This window comes from Nitrospira sp. Nam80 (assembly GCF_965152575.1).
The window spans coordinates 4,213,951-4,235,659 of sequence record NZ_OZ224216.1 but is presented as its reverse complement, the minus strand read 5'-3'; the positions used below and the strand labels follow the sequence as shown (position 1 = coordinate 4,235,659).

Genomic DNA, 21,709 nt, shown 5'->3' with positions numbered 1-21,709 from the left:
CATGATCATTCGCCCGCCATCGTTGGTTCGTCCATGACCGAGCTTCTCTCCAAAGACCACTCCATCCTTGAGCGGCCGTTCATGGAGTTCCGCCCGTTTGGAGTGGATGCGCATGGTGAGAAGATCTGCGACATCAGCGGCGTCATCGTCCAGTCGAATGTCGAATATCTGCACGACTTCATCTCGCTCAGCGCGGGCCCCGAGGCTGCCGACCGGGCTGTCCAGGAATTGTGCCGGATGCTGAACGAACGGCTGCATGATCCGGCCTACCATGTCACGCCGGAATTCCTCCGCAACGCCTGGAACAGTTATTCTTACGAGTTCGGATGCTACCTCCGAGAATTCTGTGAGGCGCTGTCCGGGACTCCTCAATTTCACGTCAATGCGGCACGGGGCCGGAAGGTGTCGCAGATCATCCAAATTCTGCTCCGCCCGTTTTCTACTCAGCAGAGTTACAAGATGTGGGCCTATGTCGGGCAAAAGTATACGAAGGGGGTGTTGGAATTCGGGATCGGAAGGGTGACCAACCGGTCTGCGATCTTGCGGATGCGATTCACGGAGAAGGCCTTTCGACAGTTCGGCCCTTATCGCAAGCGGTGCGTGGACGTCATTTGCCAATCATGCAAGGCCGGTATCGCCGGGGCGCAACAACAGATACATGGACTGGCGCCCGCCCATGTGCGAGATCTCTCCTGTATCGTCAATGGAGACGAATGGTGCGAATGGGAATTTACCTGGACACCAAAGGGCGGCGTGAGTCTCCTGTGGCCTTTAGGGGGCCTGCTGTCCGCCGGAATGTTCGCCTATCTGCGCTTGTTGCACCCAGAGATGTCGCTCGTAGAAACGGTTGGTCTCGCGCTGGTGCCGGTCGCCGCGGTCTGCCTCGGGATCATGGGGCTCGTGAAACGGCAAGCCAAGGGCTTGCAGACGCTGATCCGCGAACAAGAACAGGTCGTGGAAGCGCGTCATGAACAGTTGCGCGAATCGTACCTTGAACAACAACGCACCGCGGTGGAGCTGCGCCGGAAGGTTCAGCATCTCACCACGCTCCACCGGGCCGGCCTGCTGTTCAGTTCGACATTCGATCAGGAGGCCTTGCTCGACAGCGTGTTGGAAACCATTGTTCAGCAGCTTCACTACGATCGGGCCGTGATCGCCCTCTATGATCGGGAGCGCCGAATGTCCCATAGCTTCCGCATCCGCGGCGTATCGGACGAAGTGATCGCCTTCGCCCATGCGCGGGAGATTCCCGTCACGGATCCTTCGATGGTGGAGGGACAGGTCTTGATCAAGGGCGAATCCGTGCTCACGAGGGATCTCGGCGAGATCTGGAATCGATTGCACCCCCTGAATCAGGAATTGGCGGCCATGGTCGGAGCGAAATCTCTGATCTCCGTCCCACTGAAAGTGAAAGAGATCATCCTCGGCTCACTCACCGTGGAGCGGACCACGGAGCAGCCGTTGACGAACGATGATCTTGAGCTCATCAGCACGCTGGCCGGCCAGGTTGCCATTGCCCTGGACAATACGCAGGCCTATGGCGAAATCGAAGCCCTGAATCTCGGTCTTGAGGCGAGGGTTCATGAACGAACCGAAGAATTAGAGACGGCCAATGCCAAGCTCAAACAGATGGATCGGCTGAAATCGCAATTTCTCGCCCATGTTTCTCACGAGCTTCGGACGCCGCTGACCAGCATCGTGGGATTCACCGATAACATGCTCGAGGGCTTGGTCGGCGCCTTGAACCTGAAGCAGGAACAGTATCTCTCGCGTATCAAGGCGAACAGCGCACGGCTGGCGCGCATGATTACCGACCTGTTGGATCTGTCGCGGGTGGAGGCGGGAAAGATCGCCGTCTCGTTTGATCATGTCGAACTGCCGGCTCTCGTGTCGGAGGTGATCGAACAGATTCGGCCTCTCGCCTATGCCAAGGAGATCAGGCTGCACTATCACGCGGTCGCACCGGACATTATGGTGCGCGCGGATGCCGATCGAGTCAGTCAAATCGTAACGAATCTATTGGATAACGCGATTAAGTATACCGATGAAGGCGGGACGGTGGCCGTCGTCATCGGCGCAGCGTCCGCCGGGATCGCGACGGTGAGCGTGACCGATACCGGACAAGGAATTCCGAGAGATGCGTTGGATAAACTCTTCGATCCGTTTTTCCGCGTCGACCAACAAGAACGGAACCATTCCAAGGGCTTGGGGTTGGGCCTCGCGATCGTCAAGGAGCTGGTCGAACTCCACGGCGGGACCATCACGGTTGAAAGCGAGGTGGGAAAAGGAAGCACCTTTGAATTCTCGCTTCCTCTTGCGACGCGGAATGAATTGGGAGCGCCTCGCGCCCCGGCATTGCATATCTTGGTCGTGGATGACGATCCGGATATTCGGGACCTGCTGCGCGATCGTCTTCTAGCCGACGGATATCGCGTGCAAACAGCCCGCGACGGCCGGCAGGCGCTGGAGGTACTCCGCCAAGGATCAATCGGCGGGGTTATGCTGGATATCGGAATTCCGGAAATCGCTGGATTGGAGGTGTTGAGTCTCTTGCGCCGGACCGATCAGACAACGCCCGTGGTTATCATGACGGCAGTCGAGGCCTTGGACCGGGCGCTCCTGGCGGTGGAAGCGGGAGCCCAAGCGTACTTATTGAAGCCGTTCGATATTGGCCAACTGAAGCAGATCGTGGATCGATGGTTCAAACGGGCCACCGACGGTGCGAGCGATATTGAACGTCATGCCTCTGAACGATAGGTCACGGGCAGACTGCGCAGTCGATTTGCTTCGTACCTCGATTCCCACTCTCCTCGATGTTATTTTGTCATTCATTCTAATAGGGTCGGTTTCACCGGCATTGAGTGGGCGGGCACTGGCCCAGACTCCTCGCCTGCAAGGACAAAGCGCCTCCGCAGTGGGCATGGGCAATGCTTTCACGGCGCAGGCTGACGACGCCTCGGCGGTGCACTATAATCCCGCCGGGATGACGCAGTTGCGCGGCGTGGAGAATATGTTTGGGACATCCCTCATCGGCGGGACCACGCACTATACGAGCCCGAGCGGTCAGCATGTCACCGGAGACCGCAATGGAAGCGTGGCGTGGCCGCCGCCGGGGCATATCTACATCACAGCGAACCTCAAGGATCTCGGAATCACTGCGCTCGGGGATCTGACGGCCGGCATTGGATTGAACAACCCATTTGGATCGCTCACCCGCTATCCGAACGACGGTCCATTCCGAACGGCGGTCACCTTTACCACCCTCCCATTGCTCGATATCAAGCCGACGCTCGCGTACAAGCTCAATGAGCAGGTTTCGATCGGACTCGGGGCCGATATCTACACGTTCTCCGGCTTATTCGGCGAAGGGCAGGTCGAGCAACGATCGATCTGGCCCGGCGGCCTCGGCATCCCGGCAGGCTCGGCGGTCGAGCTAAACGGCACCGATACGACGGCGGGATTCAATGTGAGTCTGATGTATACGCCGTTACGCAATGCCGATGGAAAGCCGCTGGCCAATATTGGCCTGGTCTACCGTAGTCAGGCGACATTGCATCTCAATGGAGAATTTCGCGCGAACGGCGCGTTGGTGTCCAACGCCGCCGCCACGCTGGTGCTGCCCCAAGTATTTTCCGGCGGCATCGCGGTGTGGCCCGTCAGGGATTCAGATCATGAATGGAAATTGGAATTGGATGTGGATTATGTCGGATGGAAATCGAACCGCAATCTGGACATCCATCTTTCGAACGGGGCTCTGATTCCGTTTCCGCAAAACTGGCAGAATGCCTATACGGTGATGATCGGAACCGAATATAAGTGGCTCCGCTTGGCCGCAATGCCAGAGTGGGAAATCGCCCTGCGCGCCGGGTATTTCACTCAGCAGACCCAGGTTCCCGACCGCACGTTCAATCCGGGTATTCCGTCCGCGACGAACCATGTGCCATCCGTTGGAGTCGGTCTGGCATGCAGGGAGGCCGGTTCATTCCTCGGTATAAAGTGTGGCCGGCTGGGAATCGGCCCGCTCAAACCAAAGCTGGTCGCCCTCGACCTTGGATATCAGGCGGCGTTCTACGAAGTTCGTACGGTCAACGGCAATCAGAACCCGACCGTGAACGGACGATATGACACGATGATCCATGTCGGCGCTCTCTCCCTGCGCTTCAATTATTGACAGAGCGATGGCGCCTGGGTGGCACAGTGATTGCTTTTACTCAACGGCAGAAACGTTAAGCGAACCGTAAAATCTCTCAGTATCCTCGGAAGAAGACAGCACGTGTTGTGGGCCATCTCCATAGCGTTGTTGGAAGTGATTGCGGTCTATTTCTTGCTGACTGTAGTGAGCAACATATGGCAGCGGCGAACAGCACTCCGGTCTTCGCGTGACGACCATGATTCGATTTCCCTTTCGGCGTGACGATGAGCCGGCAGAGTGTCTTCGGTCGTCAGCAGCCGACCGATCTCACCACACGATCTCCTGGATCGTGCCCATCCAGCGCTGATCGAGCCGCCTCACAACTCACGCCACTCGGCCGCGTTTCCGTCCATCACCGGGGACGCGGCCCCTCCTTGTAACGAAGACGTGTACGCGTCCCAATACATAATTAGGTCTCGAGCCTGAGTGTCGAACCCATAGCAGTTCCGCATGCTCAATTTCTCAGTTCTCGTCCATCGGTCAGTAGCCGGTATTCCTCATTTTCCAACGATCGTGACGTTGTCGCATCGTATCGATTTAGATACTGTCACTTATCCATTTAGATACACCTGACGAGTTGTTCTTATGGCAGGGGCCGACAATAGGCGTAACAGGTCGAGCCGTATTTCCTCAGGAATCTTCCTTGGTCCGGGGACATCCATGGGTTCGTTGCGAATAGGCATCTCAGTAATGGCACAGCCCTTGCGGCTTGGAAAAAAGCGGGTAATTGCCTGCGAACCATCCTAACTCTCGACCGGTAGGGTCATTGCCATAAAAGCGAAGGCGAGGTGAAGAAGTTCCGTGCGCCGGCTAGCCAGGCACGCTCAGCACAGATCAGTTCCCCGATTGCAATGATTGCATTGCGCCAGCCGTGCCTGTTCAATCCCGAAACGCTTGGGAGCGGGGAGGAATTCCATGAAGAAAAGTATCTTCGTCATCTCCGACCTTCACCTGGGCGGCGCGCCGGCGCAGGACGGCAAGCCGAGTTTCCAGATGTGCTCCGAGAATGGTCGAAAACGTCTGGCGGAGTTCATTGACTATGTGGTCCAGGAATCCGGGAAAGGGGAAGTTCATCTCATTATCAACGGCGACATCGTGGATTTTTTGGCCGAAGAGGAGTTTGCTCCTTTCACGGCGCAAGACAACCTCGCGGGGAACAAACTCTCAAGCATCCTCGAACGCACGGATGAGGTTTGGAAGAGTCTCGAGGCCTTCGTCGGAGCGGGATGCCGGCTGACCCTCTTGCTCGGCAATCATGATATCGAGCTGTCGCTTCCGACCCCTCGGCGATTGCTGCTTGAAAGACTGGGCTCCGGCCGAGTCGAATTCATCTACGACAACCAAGCCTATGTCGAAGGACCGGTGCTGATCGAACATGGCAACCGATATGATTCATGGAACGTGATTTCGCACGATCAGTTGCGGGAAGTGAGATCGGCCATGTCGCGCGGCGAAGCGGCGCCGATCTTTGAGAGTCCGGCCGGGAGCAGGCTGGTCGTCACTATCATGAATGGGATCAAAGCGAAGTTTCCGTTCGTAGATTTGTTGAAGCCGGAGGACGCTGCACTGCTTCCTGTGCTGGCTGTTCTTGATCCGGCTTCCTTTGGAGAAGCGAAGCAGGCGATCGCACTCTGGCGACAGCAGTCCCATGTGGAATTCGATGAGCAAGGTGCACCCGTCGATGTGCAGAACATTGCATCCGCAACCTCTAATAAAGAGGAAGAGTTAATCGATTTGGCCAATGAGCTGTACACCGACCAATTGGGCGATATCAGCGCGGTGGATGACCTGAAAAACCTCTTCGAGCTGTGGCAATTAGCGCGATCAGTCAAGGATAAGGGCAAGCAACTTCAGCGGCTCTATGCCGCCCTGCGGGCGAGGGCCGAAAGTACTTGGCAGACCTTCGATGTCAATCGAGAGAACGAACAATTCATCAAGCCGGCACAAGCTGCAGCCGCACGAGGATTCAAAGCCATTGTCTTTGGCCACACGCACCTGGTGAAACGAGTGCCGTTGGACGAAGAAGGTGCGATCTATTTGAACAGCGGGACGTGGGCCGATCTCATGCAAGTGCCCAAGCAGGTATTGGAGGGAAAGGAAGAAGATGCAAAACAGGCGCTTGTTCCATTCATCGAAGACCTGCGCACGAACCGGCTCGAACAGTGGCGCAGACTGATTCCGACCTTCGTGCGGATCGATTTGGACGACGACAGCCTTCAATCAAGCGAGGCCTATTTCTTCAACGGAGTGGGTGAAGTCGAGCGAGTTCCGAATGGACGCCTGACAAGACTTAGCCCTTGAGCACGAGAAGCAATGGAGTGCTGTGATGGCCGACGAAATCTATAAGGCGCTGAAGGCGGCCTGTGCGCGCATTGTCGCAGGGACCAGCAAGGGCAGCGGATACCTCGTGGGCCGTGATCGAGTGGCCACCTGCGCGCACGTCGTCAAGCCGGTCGGAGTGGGCGGCACGGCGAGCGTGGCGTTTTCAAGCGCTGAACTGGTTGCGACGGTTCTCAAGCTTGACGAAGCAGCGGACGCGGCGTTGTTGGCCCTGCCACGTCCGCTCAATGATATCACTCCCCTTCAGCTGGCCGGCAGCGTCGATCGGAAAGCTCCTTGGGAAGGATATGGGTTTCCCGAGCTGACGAAAGGGGAAGGCCTTCCACTTGAAGGCGCCGTGATGGATCCCGAAAGTAAAGACGATCAAAGCGCGCCGGTCCTTCTCCTTCGGTCGGAGCAGGTCGCGGCAGGAGAAGGAGCGTCGTTGCATGGGTTTTCCGGGAGCCCCGTCTTGGTGGATGGCATGGTCGTGGGCCATCTCAAACGATATATCAAGGATAGGGAGAGCCCGCTGCGTCCGGCGTATGGCTATGTGTATGCCACGCCATCACGCGCCGTTCTCCAGCTTTTGGGCGCGCAGCCGGCGGTGACGGTGATCCAACCTCCCGACCCGCTGTTTCCGACCGCATCATTGCCGAGCCTTGGGGAAGACGAGTACCACGTCTTCATCAGTTATCGATCAACCGATCGCAAGTGGGCGGATCAATTGATCACGCGTCTCGAGGGCATCGGGTTCAAAGTCTTTATCGACCATCGGGAGTTGGTTCCAGGAACACAACTGGCTAATACTCTCCAAAAGGCCCTGGCTACGTGCAAATCCGCAGTCGTGATTATGAGCAGCGGTTGGTTGGCATCGCCTTGGTGTCAAGAAGAAGGCAACGTGCTTCTTAAGCGGTCAATAGAAACCCCGTCTTTCCATGTGGTGCCGGTGCGTATTGATAAATCTCAACCGCCTGCCATGTGGGATGGGCGGTTCTGGTTGGATTTTTCTGACAGCAAGCTTCCAGAGGGCCATGAGTTGAGAAGACTGCAATTCGGGCTCATCGGTAAGACGCCGCCACGTGAGGATTCCATCGAAAACCGGGTCTTCAAGGCAGAAACGGCAGCGACTGACGAATTGATTCGGGAGGTCAAAGCGGCGGCAGCAACAGGCCCAGAAAAGGTCTACGCGCTCTGGAAAAAGTGGCGAGAGGCGGAAATGCCGGATGGACCGGCGAACCTCTATGTTGCCCAATTGCTGATTTCGTTGGCTGTACCCGATCGGGTGATCGAAGTCCTGAAACATGCGCAGCCAGGAGAGCGTGCGGATCAACTATTGGCGCTAGCCCTTGCAAAAACGAACGATATCGATGGCGCGATCCAGATTTTGAGGAAACTGTATGACAGGAAGAAAACTGAAACAGATTCAGAAACGGGCGGGATTCTGGCCGGTCGCTATAAGCAGCGATGGATCAAGGGCAGTCGCACCAACAACGCAGATCTCCGTGCATCGTTCGAGATCTACCGCGAGACGTTCGAGCGGACGAAGGACTCGTATCCGGGAATCAATGCTGCCGCAATGGCGATGGAACTTGGTGATCGTGGCGAAATGCTGCGCATCGCCCAGCAAGTCCTGTCTTCTCTCCAGGGGGCGCGTGTCGAGGACTTTGACCACTGGAAGCTGGCGACATTCGGCGAGGTCTATCTTTTCTTGGGTGATTTGGACAATGCCAAGAAATGGTATGGGAAGGCGGTCGCGTACTGCCCCGAATGCCATCAGGATATCGCCGTGATGCGGCGTCAGGCGCGGCGCAATCTCGAGAAACTCGGGCTTGAGCGAAGCGCCTTGGATGCCGTCCTTGACGTGCCGCACGTCGCTGCCTTCACGGGCCATATGGTGGACGCGCCGGGACGGGCCACGCCGCGATTCCCGTCCGACAAAGTTCCTGCGGTTCGCAAGGCGCTCTCCGAATGTCTTAAGAGGCAGCGAATCGGTTATGGCTTTAGTTCCGCCGCCCGTGGCTCGGATCTCATCTTCATTGAGGAGCTGAAGAAGGTCAACGGTCGCCCTCGCGTGTTCCTGCCCTTTCCACGAGATCAGTTCAAGAAGACTTCTGTCGGCAATGGCTGGAATCCGGCCTTCGAACGAGCCTTACAAGGATTAGAAGTGGTCGAGCTGTCACAAGAGCTCCCCCCGGAAGACCAGCACCCCGACGCCTATGCCGCCTGCAACCGCAAAATCTTGGAAGAAGCGATCGCCAAGGCGCAGCTGCTGGATGAAGAGCCGCTGTTGATCGCCGTCTGGAACGGCAATCCCGGCGACGGGGCGGGCGGCACGGCGGACGCGGTGCGCGACTGGCAAAATGAAGGTCATCCAGTGGAGATCATCGATATCTCGAAATTGTAAGCAAACGAGTGCCGCACGGGCCATGAGATCCTAGGCGACGGTCGAGTTCATACTTACCTGATATCACTATTGTGGTCATTCCCATACTGCAAGTGTCTGGAAATAGCGGAGGTCCCTCTCAACGACCAAAAAGACGGCGGGCACCTGATAGGGTAGACCTTTAGAAATCCGCTAATGACCGCGAGCCTGAAGATGTTGTTCAATTTGAACCACCAGCCCCATTGTTTTCTTTTGCCGCTCTTCCATGCTCGGCTCCTGCGGCGGAAGCTGCGTGAACGCCTGCCATGTGTCACTCGGCAGGCCTGCGTCCGTGGCATGGCGGGCGATCTGCGGTGCGAAGAGCACGCCGCACTCGGGGCAGGCGATCCGGTACACGACGGCAAACCCAATCACTGCGCCGAGCTTATACACATGACTCATGTCCGCGCCATACTCCTTCGTGAGAAACGCCGCCGTGCAGGAAGTATCGTCCTCGATCAATTGTCCATAATCCGGGATCGCCGTGATCGAGCGAGCGAGGGGCGGTGCTGTGGGGGCCGGCACGTGAAGGTCCTGGCTGATCGTGGCAATGCCGTTCAACGATTCCTCCCGCCTCGCCTCGTCGATCATGCCCGCATCGCCAAGCGCGACCGCAAAGCCGAATCCATATCCCATCTTCCAGGCCGTCACCCGGTCTTGGCGCAGCGTATGGGCGTCCGGCTTTCGGCGTGCGGACTCGTTTAAAGTGTGCATGGCAGCGGCGCATTTCTCCGCCGCTTCCGGTGAAGCTCTCGGCATGCCGAGGTCGGCGGCAATGGTGCCGGATCGAAAAGCCCAATCTACCAGTTCCTGGCTGCCCTGTTCGAGTAATAGGAAGGCCAGCGCAATGGACCAGACGATAGCGAGAAACAGAATGAGTCCGCGAATGCGGGTCTTCATCGATCTTCTCTTGCGCCTCCCCGCCCGCGGGACTATACCCGATCTCTCAATGGAACGCTCGCGATGATTGGTCAGGCGCCGGGGAAATTATGGATGTATTTTCTGGAAGCCGTTCTCATTACGGTTCCAACATCGCTCGTGATTCTGGCTGGCTATCGGCGGAGCGTCGCTCGCAACATGCGTCAGGCAGGAGACGGCGCTTCCATGCCGCTTCCGGCTGTCAAGGACGAGCCGCGAACCCGCGCACCGGTCCTGGTTGCACAGCCCAAGATCGCGGGCGACGATTCAATAAAAACGATCAGACGGCGTCTCACGCTTGTGTACGGCATGGGCAGCCTGGCAGCTGCCGGTATGATGGCCTTCCTGTTCGCATACTCAATGCAGTTCGATCTCAGTACGCTCGCTCTCTTTGTGAGTTGGTACGTCTATGCATGGCCCATCGTCCCGATCACGATCGTCCTGCTGGCTCTCCCGCGGCACCGCAACATGACGTTCCTCCTGATCTACGTTCTTCTTGGCGCACTCATCGTCATCGGATGGTCGGGCTTCTCGTCCGTCATTCTCGGGCGCCCCCATGTCTCGCCATCGACCAACGCGCGCTTCTTTCTTGAGTTCTTGGTGCGGGTAAGCTGGCTTCCCTATCTCATCATCCTGGTGACGGGGAATCGCCGGCTGCGGCCGGTGTCGCCGGTTGTGCTGGCCGGCCTGCTGGTCTTCAGCTTCGGCTCACTCTTGGCGCGCGACCTCTATATCGCGGCAGTGCAGGCCGATCCCACGGCCTCGTGGTTTCTGTTCGCGGGCGCCACCACCTACTCCTTCTGGTATTTCATCGCCGCCGTGCCGATCGGATATGTCTGTTGGCTGGGAATTCAGCGCCTGGCTGCCTGGTATGAGCAGAAACGGTTCAGCGATGTGCAAGTGCTGGTCGATTCCTGGTGGCTGATCGTGGCCTTTCAATTCAGCTCGCAGGTGGCCTCTGATTTGGGGTGGGGTGGGCTGGCCGGCTTGCTGGCGTTCGCCGGATATCGGGGAACAGTAGAAATAGGCTTGCGGCTGTTTCGCTCCGGCGCCGATCGAAAGGGCCCCACACTGCTGCTCTTGCGGGTATTCGGATTTCAACGACGGACCGAAGCGCTCTTTGACTCCATCGCCGAACGATGGCGGTTTCTGGGGCCGGTGGTGATGATCGCCGGTACGGACTTGGCGATGCGGACGTTCAGTCCCGGGGACATCGTCGGCTTCATGAGCGGCAGATTGCAGAGTCTTTTTATTGGCGGAGAAGCACAAGTCCGCCGGGTGTCCACCGCCATCGACGTCGTCAGGGATGCGGACGATCGCTTCCGAACCACCAAATTCTTTTGCCGAGACGATACGTGGCGCGCCGCGCTCATCGAGCTGTTGCAACACAGTGACCTGGTGCTGATAGACCTCCGCGGCTTTAGCGAGAACAACAGCGGTTGTCTGTTTGAAATCCAAACGATCGTCTCGCGGCGATTGTTATCTCGAACGTTCCTGGTCGTGGATGACGGCACCGATGTCGCGCTGCTGGAGACCACCATCCGGAAATATGCTGTTGATTCCGATGAAACGGCCGCGCTTCGGTCACGCGCCCGACACATTCATCTCACCAGACAATCAAGCGCCGAGCTCGCGCACGTCTATAAACATTTGAAAGACTTGGCCGCGACCACGACGGCTCCCGTGGGTAAGTGATCGTCCACGTATCTCTTTAGATACCATGAGAATCCTTTCGGATACACTCGACACACATCCCTTCCCATCGAGCTAGGCGAGGGCTGAATAGCCCGGGCCGATTTTCCTCAGGTAATTGATGGGGCTATGCGGGGACTCCTCCCTATCGTACGTAAAGCTCGCAGCGTGGCACAGCCTTTGCCCATACGTTAGGCCGACATCACGAAGATTCTTGAGACTAACATCGAATCGCGGCGGGGCACACCGACGATGACTAGAGGAGAACGCGATGACGTGGGACATGATGTTCGTCACAGTCGCGCTGGTCACGGTGCTTCTGCTGATTATTCTACTGGCCCTCGTGTCCCGGATCTGGCAGGACGGGACGCCGCCCAGCCAAGGGGACGAATCCCAATACGTGCACCAGATCAAATCGGGGCCGGCGAAGGTTGAAAAAGTCGGCGAGCAAGAAAACTCGTTGGCTTGAGCGGACAGTGGGCGTTCCGATCGCTGGCAGCACACTTGTGATCGTTCCCCCTCAGAATCCGCGAGAGACCGAAGCACAGCCGACGGCGGCTGGATCAGTACTCAGAGTCGCGCGCGTGGGCGGCAATCAGATCAGCGAACTCTTACGAGAACCAAGCGAGAAACATTTTTGAACAGAATCGCGAGCGCGGAAACTGAGCGGGAAAACGAGGGACTGTGCCACAGCCGCACAATCGAATCAAGACAAATGCTGAGGCTGCAAAGCCGCCCCGAATCAGGGCTTGCCAAAAAATCGAAAAAGGTCTATCTAAGCAGCCCTCATTACTGCCATGTTCTAGAGAACACCAGAGCATGGCGTGGAGAAGGCCGGAAGGAGTAAGCCCGGGATGGCTGCTCAGGCTCCGCAGTCTTTTCACGACAGACCCTCCCGCCCGCCAAAGCCGTTCCACCTTCATCAAGCCCAAATCCTCCTACGGGTGGTGCTGAGCATGGGCGCGTTGTGTCTGTTGGAGGTTGATCACTCTTTGGCTCAGGACCGGCTGGGTAGCGACCGTCCCGTGCCAAGCGACGGTTCCGCCAAACCCCACTCTGGTGATTACCCGGCCGCACCTGGGGATCAACTCATATCCGAACTCGAACTGCTCAAAGAAGAAAGTGTGGCGCTACGAGAGGAAAGCGCTTCCATTGCGCACGGGATGTATCCGGGAAAGCCGCAGCCGATTTCCCAGGCTCCTTCGAACGTCTACGTGATAACGGACGAGGATATTAGGCATTCAGGCGCAACTGATATACCCCAGGTGCTCCGGCGCATCCCGGGCCTTGAAGTTATACAGATGACTGGCGCGGACTACAACGTCAGTGTAAGAGGCGATAACCAACCAGCAGCCAACAAACTACTCGTCATGATAGATGGTCGTTCAATCTATGAAGACGCGTATGGGAGTGTATTTTGGACAACTCTTCCAGTCACACTGCCCGAAATAAAGCGAATTGAAGTGTTGAAAGGACCTGCTTCGGCGCTGTACGGCTTCAACGCGTTCGATGGGGTCATCAATATCATTACCAAATCTCCAGAAGAAATAAAGGGAACAACGGTACAGGTGGGCGGAGGAGAGCTCGGCACGATCCGCGCGGCGGCTATTCAGGCCGGCACTTATAACAAATTGGGATATCGTCTGTCCATTGGCCATGACCAGAATCAGCAGTGGAGAAATCGCGATGCTCTCGCTCTGCGCCAGACGAAATTCAACCTCCACACTGACTATGCCCTTTCTTCCGATTCACGAGTGGTGGTGCAGGGTGGTTACTTGGCCAACAACCGCTTCGATGGACAATTCTTCGAGACCATTGCTGAAACGACTACGGGTATCAATTCGGGGTATTTGAACGCGATGTATGAACGACCGAACTTTTTTATCCGTGCTTGGTGGCAATACTGGAGGCATGAAGACGACGAAACTGTATTTCCCTCCATTCAGCGGTTTTTCCGCATTATAGACCGTAACGGCAACATTGAACAGAACCGCCAAAGAAACACCTACAACATCGATGCTCAACACACGATCCCTTTTGGGAGTAGTCATCGATTCACCTATGGGGCTAATCTTCGCTATACACGCTTCACGAGTAACTTCATTCTAGGAGACGCGGCACGTGAAGATCGCGTAGGCCTGTATGTGCAGGAGGAATGGCAGCCCATAAAGCAGTTGACTGCCATGGCGGGAGTTCGGTTCGATATGCATAGCCAAATCAACCCGACCTACAGTCCTCGCGCATCGCTTGTATATAGTCCCACTGAGAATCACAGCTTTAGGATTTCAGGCTCTGTTGCTTATCGCCCTCCGACGCTTTATGAGAGTTTCATAGAATCCCATTCCCTCCTGTTCTTGTTTGGCTGCCCTCCCAACTGTGTAGGAATTCCCAACATATTTGTCGGTTCTAAAAATCTAAAGCCCGAGCAGATCATATCCTATGAGGCAGAATATCAGGGCTGGTATCTGCGACATCGTTTAAGGACTCGGGCTGCTCTTTTCTACAATCAATTGAGTGACATGATCACCTTTAACATCCCTACGCCGGTCAACAGTGGCAAGGCAGACATTTACGGAGGCGAAGCCGGAGTTGAATTTCTTGCGACCAAATGGCTTACCGGATTCGCGAACTTCAGCTACGAACAGATCGGCCAAAATCTAACGGGAACAACCCGCCGTGGCGCTCCGCGATGGAAATCTAATGCAGGCCTACGAACTGAATTGGATAATGGCTTAAATGGAGAGGCAGCCGTTCATTACGTCGATTCTGCGGTTTATCCAATCGGTTCGTTCTTCACGACGGCTCAAAATCTTCCTCTAGGGACGCCTCCTGGATCAGGCCCACCTGCTCCCAACACGCGGGTTGGAAGCTATGTCCTTTTAAATGTAAGAGTCGGCTATTTCTTTTGGCATGACCGAGCCGAGGCGGCGTTCGCTGTCTTCAATGCACTCAACGATAAGCACAAAGAGCATCCTCTAGGGGACACAATTGGAAGTCGCGTTATGGGGTGGCTCACGGTCAGATATTAGAGTCTGATTCTCGTAGAACAAATCCAACCATAAGGAGGCTATATCATGGCTGAGAAGAAGATTCTTGAAGTCATACCAAAAGAGTTGATTCAAAAGTACGACTTGAACGTGCCCACCCTTAGAGACGTTTCTGTTTCAGACATCAATAATCTTAACGAAGCCATTCAAGAATTAGAGGTGAAAGGCACTAAGCCCCGTGGAGTTATGTGCTGCACCGGAATGTGCTGTACCGGCATGTGCTGTACTGCACGTTGAAGACGAACCGCCTTGTTGTACATACCGACGCCTGTGGTCAAGATTCTCATGGTGAGGGGATCGCTCGATTCCCTCACACGGGTTCAATGTTTTCCTGTCGCGTGGCACGGAACTGAGATAGTGATCGCCAATGATTGATGAAGCGGGCAAAAAACTGTACGCGAAGGCCGTACAGTTAATGGAGACGTTCGATGGCGTGCTGCTCAAAAGAGGATGCACTGAAGTCAGGATTACCGGCGAAGGCGTCGCGGACGTTCTGAGGTTAATACTGGCAGCGGCCAACCATGGCGCCACGGTTGACGGCCTGACCCAGCTTTTCATACCTGCGCACCATTCAATAGTGAAACATTTGATTCAGCAGTTGACCGAGCGACGCCTATTAGCCTACCACCCCGACGGGGACGTGAGCCCCACAACCTATGAGTCAAGCCTTGACATCTTCTATTGGCATTTTGATGCGTCGTCGGCAGAACTACTTCCGCGTCTGGCCGACCAGCCCATCTTGATTATGGGGGTTAATTATCTATCCCAGCAGCTTGCTGTTGCACTGGGCAGGTCAGGTATGACTAATTTCAGCGTCGTCGACCATCCGCAACTCCGAAATCTAGAACTCTTCGACGATGCTGGAAAACAAAGACGGGACTCGTGGCCTAATTCTCTTCAGGAGCCTCAGCAGTTTAGCGATGCATTTGATAAGTCTCTGGAAGATTACAGCTGCCTTGTCGTCGCATCAGATTGCGGCCGCACTCCTATCATCCAGGAATGGAACAAAGCTTGCGTTCAGAGAAAGAAGCATTTTCTACCCGTCGTGCTGCATAACATGATCGGATATTTAGGACCTCTTGTCGTCCCGACAGAGACACCCTGCTATGAATGTCTGCTATTGCGACAGAATTCGCACCTGGCCTCGCCAAGGGTGTACCGCGCCATTGAAGAGTCGACTTTTGAGTATCGAAAGATAATCGCTTTCCATCCCGCCATGGCTGGCGTTCTGGCAGAGTTAGCGGCCTTTGAGCTGGCCAAGTTTTATGGTGGAGTTCCGCATGGACAGATCGGCAGGCTGATAGAAGTTAATCTGCTTACCTATCAGATGACCGCGCGAAAAGTATTAAAAGTTCCGCGTTGTCCCGCTTGCAGTCCGCTGAATACAAGGCCGTCGATGACATCTCGAAGGACGCTCTTTGCTTCTCCTACAGAGAAAGAAATGTCTCCGTGAAAGACTACAAGACCTCATTCGAACGGCTGTTTCAGGCAGCGGAGTACTTGGTGGATAGCCATGTTGGCATTATACACAACGTCGATGAAGCCCCAAGACAAGCCGGTGAGCCAGATTTCTTCTATTTTTACGCTTCTTCCTGCGATACCAGCGCGTTTGCGGTTCAACGAAACTCCAATATAGGAGGCGGCGGATCTACCAACCGAGAGCGAGCATTTGCAAAAGCCGTTGGCGAGGCCGTTGAACGATATTGTTCTGCCATCTTTGACCAGAATGACTTTCCTCTGACAACGTTCAAATCGGCCCCGTTTCTCTGCGTACCGCCAAGTGAATTCGCTCTGTATAGCGCCGAGCAGTGTGCGTGGACGGATTTCCCCTTCTGTCGGTTTCAGCACGACACACCAGTGCGGTGGGCTCCTGCTACGGAAGTGTCAAGCGGCCGGACCTGGCACGTTCCTGCAGCGATGGTCTATGTGCCTTATTATTATTCACATGGAACGGAAAAGCCCATTGTACAGCCAATCTCTACGGGCCTTGCCTGCCATATGAGCTATTCAGAGGCCGCCATCTCCGCTATCTGCGAAGTTATTGAGCGAGACGCCTTTACGATAACCTGGCAGGCCATATGGCCACGTTCTCAGATCCGTCTGGATTCATTGAGCGAGGAAAACACCGATATAGTGGACAGACTTCGAAAGACGGGAAGCACCGTGATCATATTGGACATCTCCATGGATGTTGGTGTGCCGACGATTCTATCGGTGCTGCGGTCTGATTCGCCGGAGATTCCTGCATTGATCTTTGCGGCATCGGCTCACCCTGATCCGGAGCAAGCCGTACGGAAGAGCCTGGAAGAGGTAGCTTATACAAGCATCTATGCACGCCATGTGAAGGCGACGCTACCCGATTTGAGCAATGACCCGGAATACCGGAACATTGTAGACCAAGAAAGCCACGTGCGCTTCTACTCAGAGCATATCAACTCGCATCTCGCAGACTTTATGTTTTTATCTGACAGGCGAATTGACTTTCACGAGATACCTAATATTTCAAGCGGAGATGCTGGTAAGGACGTTGGCGCCCTTGTAGAGAAGATACACTCAATCGGTCATAAGGTACTCATTGCCGATTTGACCACGCCCGATGTTGGCATTCTAGGCTTTCGGGTTCTGCGTGCGATTGTTCCTGGTTTCCATCCGCTCGTATTAGGCCATCGGCTACGGGCTCTCGGGGGTACAAGGTTGTGGAACGTTCCACAGAAGATGGGGCATAGAGGAATTGAACGTGTTTCAGGAGATAATCCGGCTCCACATCCCTACCCATGAAAAAGGAACGGCTTATGAATCGGATCCGCTGGCAAAACTCGCTTCTTTCCACGGAGCAAGAAGACCTTCTGTGGGAGCTTTTCCATGAGAATTCCAAGATCAGCAGGTACGATCGCTTTTCCTTAACGGAACAACAAGTAGTTGAGCGAATGAAGGAGCTCCATGAAGCACTCCCGTACAAAGGCTACCCAATCACTGAACTGCCGCAGCCGCTTCCATTAAAGAACGCCCTAGACCAAGTTCTGCAGGCGCGCGCGTCTGTACGAGAGCTGCATCCATCCGTCCTAACCTTATCCGCTCTCTCCACAATACTTCATTATGCCTACGGCGAGACCAGAGATAACAAGGATACAGGCTATGTCCGTCCATTCAGGGTCGTTCCATCGGGTGGCGGCCTGTACCCATTGGAAATCTATTTTCACAGCAACTGCATCGCCAATGAACAGCCCGGCATTTACCACTACAACCTATCTAGACGGAACATTCGCCTGTTGAGCCAGGCCGACAAGACGCAAAGTGTTGCAAAGGCTATGGTGTACCCCGAACTGATTGAGAGGGCAGCATTGATAATCTTCATCACCGCTATTTTCGAACGTTCTATCTTCAAATACGGTGATCGAGGCTATCGATTCATCTTCTTGGAGGCGGGTCACGTTGCACAAAACATCAATCACGTCGTCACGGCACTCGATCTGGGCTGCGTCAATATTGGCGGATTCTATGATCGTGAGATTGACGACATCCTCGGGCTGGACGGAGTAACTCATTCGACGATCTACATGGTAGCTATTGGAAACAGAAAGGAACCGTCCCATGGAAGATGAAGCTAACATTACAGCGGGCGAGACATTCCTGAAACTTTTCCGAACTTTTCTTTCCGAAATTGAAGATATGTGTGCGCCAGTTGAGCGTTGGAAAGAGGTACGCCCCATTATTGAAAAACTAAGAGAGATTGGGAGAGCGCCCCAGAAAACTGAGGAACAGAAGCAGAAAGAAGCGAAACGCATTTCTGATCTCAAGACAATTATTACTTCAGCAGCTAGCTATTTGCCCGGCAGTTACAGGGAGAACTATAGTGACCAAATTCTGAAAACTTTAGAGTCGGTTCAAGAGTGGTCACCAGGTACAGTGGAAACATTATCAGGGGCAGTCTTTGACCTCATGAACCCTGAATGTAGCGATGACATCAAGTCAGTTCTTGCATTAACTTCAAACGTATACAGATCATTTCTTGAGCCCGAACTAGTCCCCTCCGCTAGTTTCCCTCAACCGGATTCCCGCTGGCCAGCGCTGGTTACATTCAATCCTGAGCCGAAGCTTCCCCCTAAGGACGGGAAATGGACCAATGAGCACGTGTTCGTCCCATTTACCCTACCTACTGATGAAGTGTATAGGCTCTGTGGCGCTAGAGTCGCGGTGGTAAGCCTGCCGTCAGTCTATCGATGTCATCCTGTTCTGTGTTGGGCCCCAGTCGCGCATGAGGCGGGCGGGCATGACGTACTACATGCCTACAAAGGGTTGCTCCCCGAACTGCAGCGAGGGGTGCGCGAACTCTTTTACCGCGGACCAGACCCTCACGTACAACAATTGGATAGTGATAAGCAGAAACTCGGGCTCCTTTGGCAGTATTGGACTGAAGAAACAGCGTCTGATGTATATGCCGTTATGAATCTTGGACCATCGTACGGTATAGCCCTTGCCTTATACTTCGCTGCGTTGGGCGAACGTGTGCGCAGGCATTTATATGGAAAATCTAAAAACGGCAACTCGGAAACAGGAGATCGGTTACCTGCGCTTTCTATCTCTAATATATATGATGAACAGCGCCAGCAAACTTACATAAAATATCATCCACCGAACATTTTGGCATTGTATGCCGTTATCGGAGCCATAGAGGCGCTTAACGATCTACCTGACAAGACAAAAGATGAGTACATACGTTGGATTAAGAACTCTATCGATGTCTGTCTCGCGGAAGGCAATGAGGCACTGCAGCGGTCATATCCCGGAGTCCCTCTCGACCATTACGCAACAAAGAATGTCCTTATTAAAGGATGGCTACAGATTAGAGCTGGCACGTGGATTTGGATCGGCCCTAAACTCCCGATAGGGCCCCCAGAGTATAAACAATTTACGGCAGGGAACGCTCTCGAATTGCCTCGCCCTGAAATGCAGGAATATGCGAGACAGGTTGGATATTACATTGCCTCCTCCAAGCTGAAAGCCTTAGGAGGTCATTCAATTCAGGATCTTGAAACATGGGATGAATGTGATGAGAATCAGGCTGAACACGTTTCACATGTTATTGGCTTGATTAATCCGTTAAACCCAGATGAGGTCACCACGTTATCCTACCTAGGAGATGACGCTCAGTTATTGGCTGGAGCCATCTTAGCGCTTGCCAAGCAGCCGAGTTCAGAAACAACCTACGTTCAAATAAACCGCAACTTAGGAGCTGTATTAAAAAGAGGCTTCGATGATGACGAAGTATGGGGAACTCCCGTATGGCATCCTATTACAAGTTAGGCCACATTAGGAAGTGAACCATAGGAATAGCAGGCGCGAAGTTAGCTTCTACGGTGAGAATGAGCGAACTAAAAAGGGGCACCCTGAGTTGGCCCGGGTTTCGTGGACATCACGTTAAGAGGCACTGGTCCGTCACTCGAACTTGAGCGGACTAAGATACGTCAGACTCTGATGGAGCCGCTGAGATGAAAAGCATCACCGAGCGGTCGCCGGTTTTCGGCTTTGTTTAACACTATTCCATTCCCTAGCGCATTGCTTCATCATTGGATAGGGAATAAGCCACTCCAACTTGAACTATAAGGAGAGCTCCCGCTGTAAGGCGGGTTCTTCATCGCTGCTTGATAAGCTATTCCACTCTCGATGGCATACCAGCATATTTGGGTGTATTCATGAAAAAAACGACGATCTTTGCGGAGGAACCGCTTCTCCGGGCCCTCCACGACATTGCCCGCGCAGAGCAGAGCAGTCTCGCATCGGTGATCCGGCGGGCGCTCGAAGAATTTCTCGGACGGCACCAGGGATCAGGTATCTTGCCTTCCTGTGCGGGGATTGCGTGAAGCGGGAGAAAGGACATCGCCGATCGGGCTGAAGACCTGCTCTGGACGTCTCCCCACTCGAAGCGTAAATGGTGAAGCCGATTCTGGTATGTCGACGCGGCCGCGGTTTTGTTGATGCGTCACTCGTTGCTGTAGCTGAACGATTGCAGATCAAAGAACCGTTGACTACCGACCCCATCATTTTTCCCTCGTCGGGTCCCGCCACTGCCCTCAGTTCGAGCTGAGACCGTAATCCGCCGGCGTACTTCCACCGGCCGGACATGCTTCCAGGCCGATTCGTTCCGGCTTCCGCACTGCACGAGTTTTCCGATTTGTTGAACACTATTAGATTTAAGGCGCGCGGTACACGATTCTTCGCGGAGGAAGACCCGTGGCACATTGGGACCGGACCGGCTACATCCTCCGGTCAAGAAAAGAACGCTTGGTGAACTGCCACAGATTCTCAAGAAATTACCCCGGCTCGCTCCACACTAGAGTGCGCTCCTCTCCAGCCTACTTGCATGAGTCATTGTCCCGGCAGGCAGGCGCTTTTTACTCAAGGATTAGGATAGGGGCTTGAACTGTATGCATGAATAGGACATACTGATGCATATGAGGACGACACTGAACATCGACGATTCCCTTCTACGTCACGCTGCCAAACTTACGGGGGTGAAGGAGAAGACTTCACTTGTACGCCTGGGTTTGGAGGCTCTGGTCGCTAGAGCTAGTGCCCGCCGCTTAGCGGAACTCGCAGGGACAGAAAAGGGACTCCGTCCTATCCCAAGACGGCGTTTCGCCCGCCCGGCATGATTCTGGTCGACACGTCGGTGTGGATTCATCATTTCCGTACGGGAAGTGAACAGTTGCAGTCTCTGCTGTCTGAGGAGCAGGTATTCTGCCACCCGTTCATTGCAGGTGAGTTGGCTTGCGGGACATTGCGAAACCGTCATGAAATACTTACTCTATTAGGTGCTTTGCCACAGGCTCGGGTACTGGAGCATGACGAAGTCCTGCATTTCTTAGACGGACGACGCCTATACGGACGCGGTTTGGGTTGGATCGATGTGCACATCCTTGCGTCAGCACTTCTCACAGGGTGTGCTCTTTGGAGCTTGGACGGGCCATTGCTGAGAGCGGCCGCTACACTGAATCTTCTGGAATGAAGATCGGCTGGTTTGCTGCCACTTCGATGAGGGACAATCTCTGGAAATCGTTCGGTTGCATCACGTTCGGAAGAAAGTCATCGTGGTATGAGGCCGGCTAACCTTCATCC

General features: G+C 54.7%; 16 protein-coding genes. 15 read left to right on the top strand and 1 reads right to left on the bottom strand.

The genetic code is table 11. From position 1 onward, the window contains the following. Positions 1-33 precede the first annotated feature (33 nt). The 4 genes from ACWGXE_RS19800 to ACWGXE_RS19785 all read left to right on the top strand — a co-directional run bounded on the left by ACWGXE_RS19800 (position 34) and on the right by ACWGXE_RS19785 (position 8,918). Positions 34-2,757: an ATP-binding protein gene (locus ACWGXE_RS19800; RefSeq protein ID WP_447599809.1), complete on the top strand. Its 2,724-nt coding sequence runs from the start codon at positions 34-36 to the stop codon at positions 2,755-2,757. A 163-nt stretch (positions 2,758-2,920) separates the two neighbouring features. After that, positions 2,921-4,171 carry an OmpP1/FadL family transporter gene (locus ACWGXE_RS19795; protein WP_447599808.1) on the top strand — a complete coding sequence of 417 codons (1,251 nt, stop codon included), beginning with the start codon at positions 2,921-2,923 and terminating at the stop codon, positions 4,169-4,171. A 936-nt stretch (positions 4,172-5,107) separates the two neighbouring features. Continuing rightward, a complete protein-coding gene (locus ACWGXE_RS19790) occupies positions 5,108-6,493 on the top strand; it encodes a metallophosphoesterase (protein WP_447599807.1) in 1,386 nt (461 codons plus the stop codon). A 25-nt stretch (positions 6,494-6,518) separates the two neighbouring features. Beyond that, positions 6,519-8,918 carry a TRAFs-binding domain-containing protein gene (locus ACWGXE_RS19785; RefSeq protein ID WP_447599806.1) on the top strand — a complete coding sequence of 800 codons (2,400 nt, stop codon included), beginning with the start codon at positions 6,519-6,521 and terminating at the stop codon, positions 8,916-8,918. Between the two features lie 171 nt (positions 8,919-9,089). Here ACWGXE_RS19785 and ACWGXE_RS19780 read toward each other — a convergent pair whose 3' ends face one another. Continuing rightward, the gene (locus tag ACWGXE_RS19780) at positions 9,090-9,836 is read right to left on the bottom strand and encodes a hypothetical protein (RefSeq protein ID WP_447599805.1); all 747 of its coding nucleotides are present in this window, start codon (positions 9,834-9,836) and stop codon (positions 9,090-9,092) included. Positions 9,837-9,899: 63 nt separating this feature from the next. Between ACWGXE_RS19780 and ACWGXE_RS19775 the strand changes: the two genes are divergently transcribed. From ACWGXE_RS19775 to ACWGXE_RS19725, 11 genes are all read left to right on the top strand, one after another. After that, positions 9,900-11,549, top strand: coding sequence for a hypothetical protein (locus ACWGXE_RS19775; RefSeq protein WP_447599804.1), 1,650 nt, complete (start codon positions 9,900-9,902; stop codon positions 11,547-11,549). Positions 11,550-11,817: 268 nt separating this feature from the next. Beyond that, a complete protein-coding gene (locus ACWGXE_RS19770) occupies positions 11,818-12,015 on the top strand; it encodes a hypothetical protein (RefSeq protein WP_447599802.1) in 198 nt (65 codons plus the stop codon). Between the two features lie 385 nt (positions 12,016-12,400). Next, on the top strand, positions 12,401-14,575 hold the full coding sequence (locus tag ACWGXE_RS19765) for a TonB-dependent receptor plug domain-containing protein (RefSeq protein ID WP_447599801.1): 2,175 nt from the start codon (positions 12,401-12,403) through the stop codon (positions 14,573-14,575). Between the two features lie 45 nt (positions 14,576-14,620). Further along, positions 14,621-14,830 carry a hypothetical protein gene (locus ACWGXE_RS19760; RefSeq protein ID WP_447599800.1) on the top strand — a complete coding sequence of 70 codons (210 nt, stop codon included), beginning with the start codon at positions 14,621-14,623 and terminating at the stop codon, positions 14,828-14,830. 130 nt (positions 14,831-14,960) lie between these two features. Beyond that, positions 14,961-16,046, top strand: coding sequence for a TOMM precursor leader peptide-binding protein (locus ACWGXE_RS19755; protein ID WP_447599799.1), 1,086 nt, complete (start codon positions 14,961-14,963; stop codon positions 16,044-16,046). Next, the gene (locus tag ACWGXE_RS19750) at positions 16,043-17,371 is read left to right on the top strand and encodes a YcaO-like family protein (RefSeq protein ID WP_447599798.1); all 1,329 of its coding nucleotides are present in this window, start codon (positions 16,043-16,045) and stop codon (positions 17,369-17,371) included. Before ACWGXE_RS19755 ends, ACWGXE_RS19750 begins: the two co-directional genes overlap by 4 nt. Before the next feature lie 14 nt (positions 17,372-17,385). Then, positions 17,386-18,195, top strand: coding sequence for a SagB/ThcOx family dehydrogenase (locus ACWGXE_RS19745; protein WP_447599797.1), 810 nt, complete (start codon positions 17,386-17,388; stop codon positions 18,193-18,195). Beyond that, positions 18,185-19,897, top strand: coding sequence for a hypothetical protein (locus tag ACWGXE_RS19740; RefSeq protein WP_447599796.1), 1,713 nt, complete (start codon positions 18,185-18,187; stop codon positions 19,895-19,897). Before ACWGXE_RS19745 ends, ACWGXE_RS19740 begins: the two co-directional genes overlap by 11 nt. Before the next feature lie 389 nt (positions 19,898-20,286). After that, positions 20,287-20,454, top strand: a complete 168-nt coding sequence (locus ACWGXE_RS19735; RefSeq protein ID WP_447599795.1) for a ribbon-helix-helix protein, CopG family — start codon at positions 20,287-20,289, stop codon at positions 20,452-20,454. A 591-nt stretch (positions 20,455-21,045) separates the two neighbouring features. After that, positions 21,046-21,246, top strand: a complete 201-nt coding sequence (locus ACWGXE_RS19730; protein WP_447599794.1) for a type II toxin-antitoxin system VapB family antitoxin — start codon at positions 21,046-21,048, stop codon at positions 21,244-21,246. Then, positions 21,243-21,599 carry a type II toxin-antitoxin system VapC family toxin gene (locus ACWGXE_RS19725; protein ID WP_447599793.1) on the top strand — a complete coding sequence of 119 codons (357 nt, stop codon included), beginning with the start codon at positions 21,243-21,245 and terminating at the stop codon, positions 21,597-21,599. Before ACWGXE_RS19730 ends, ACWGXE_RS19725 begins: the two co-directional genes overlap by 4 nt. The last annotated feature ends 110 nt before the right edge of the window (positions 21,600-21,709 follow it).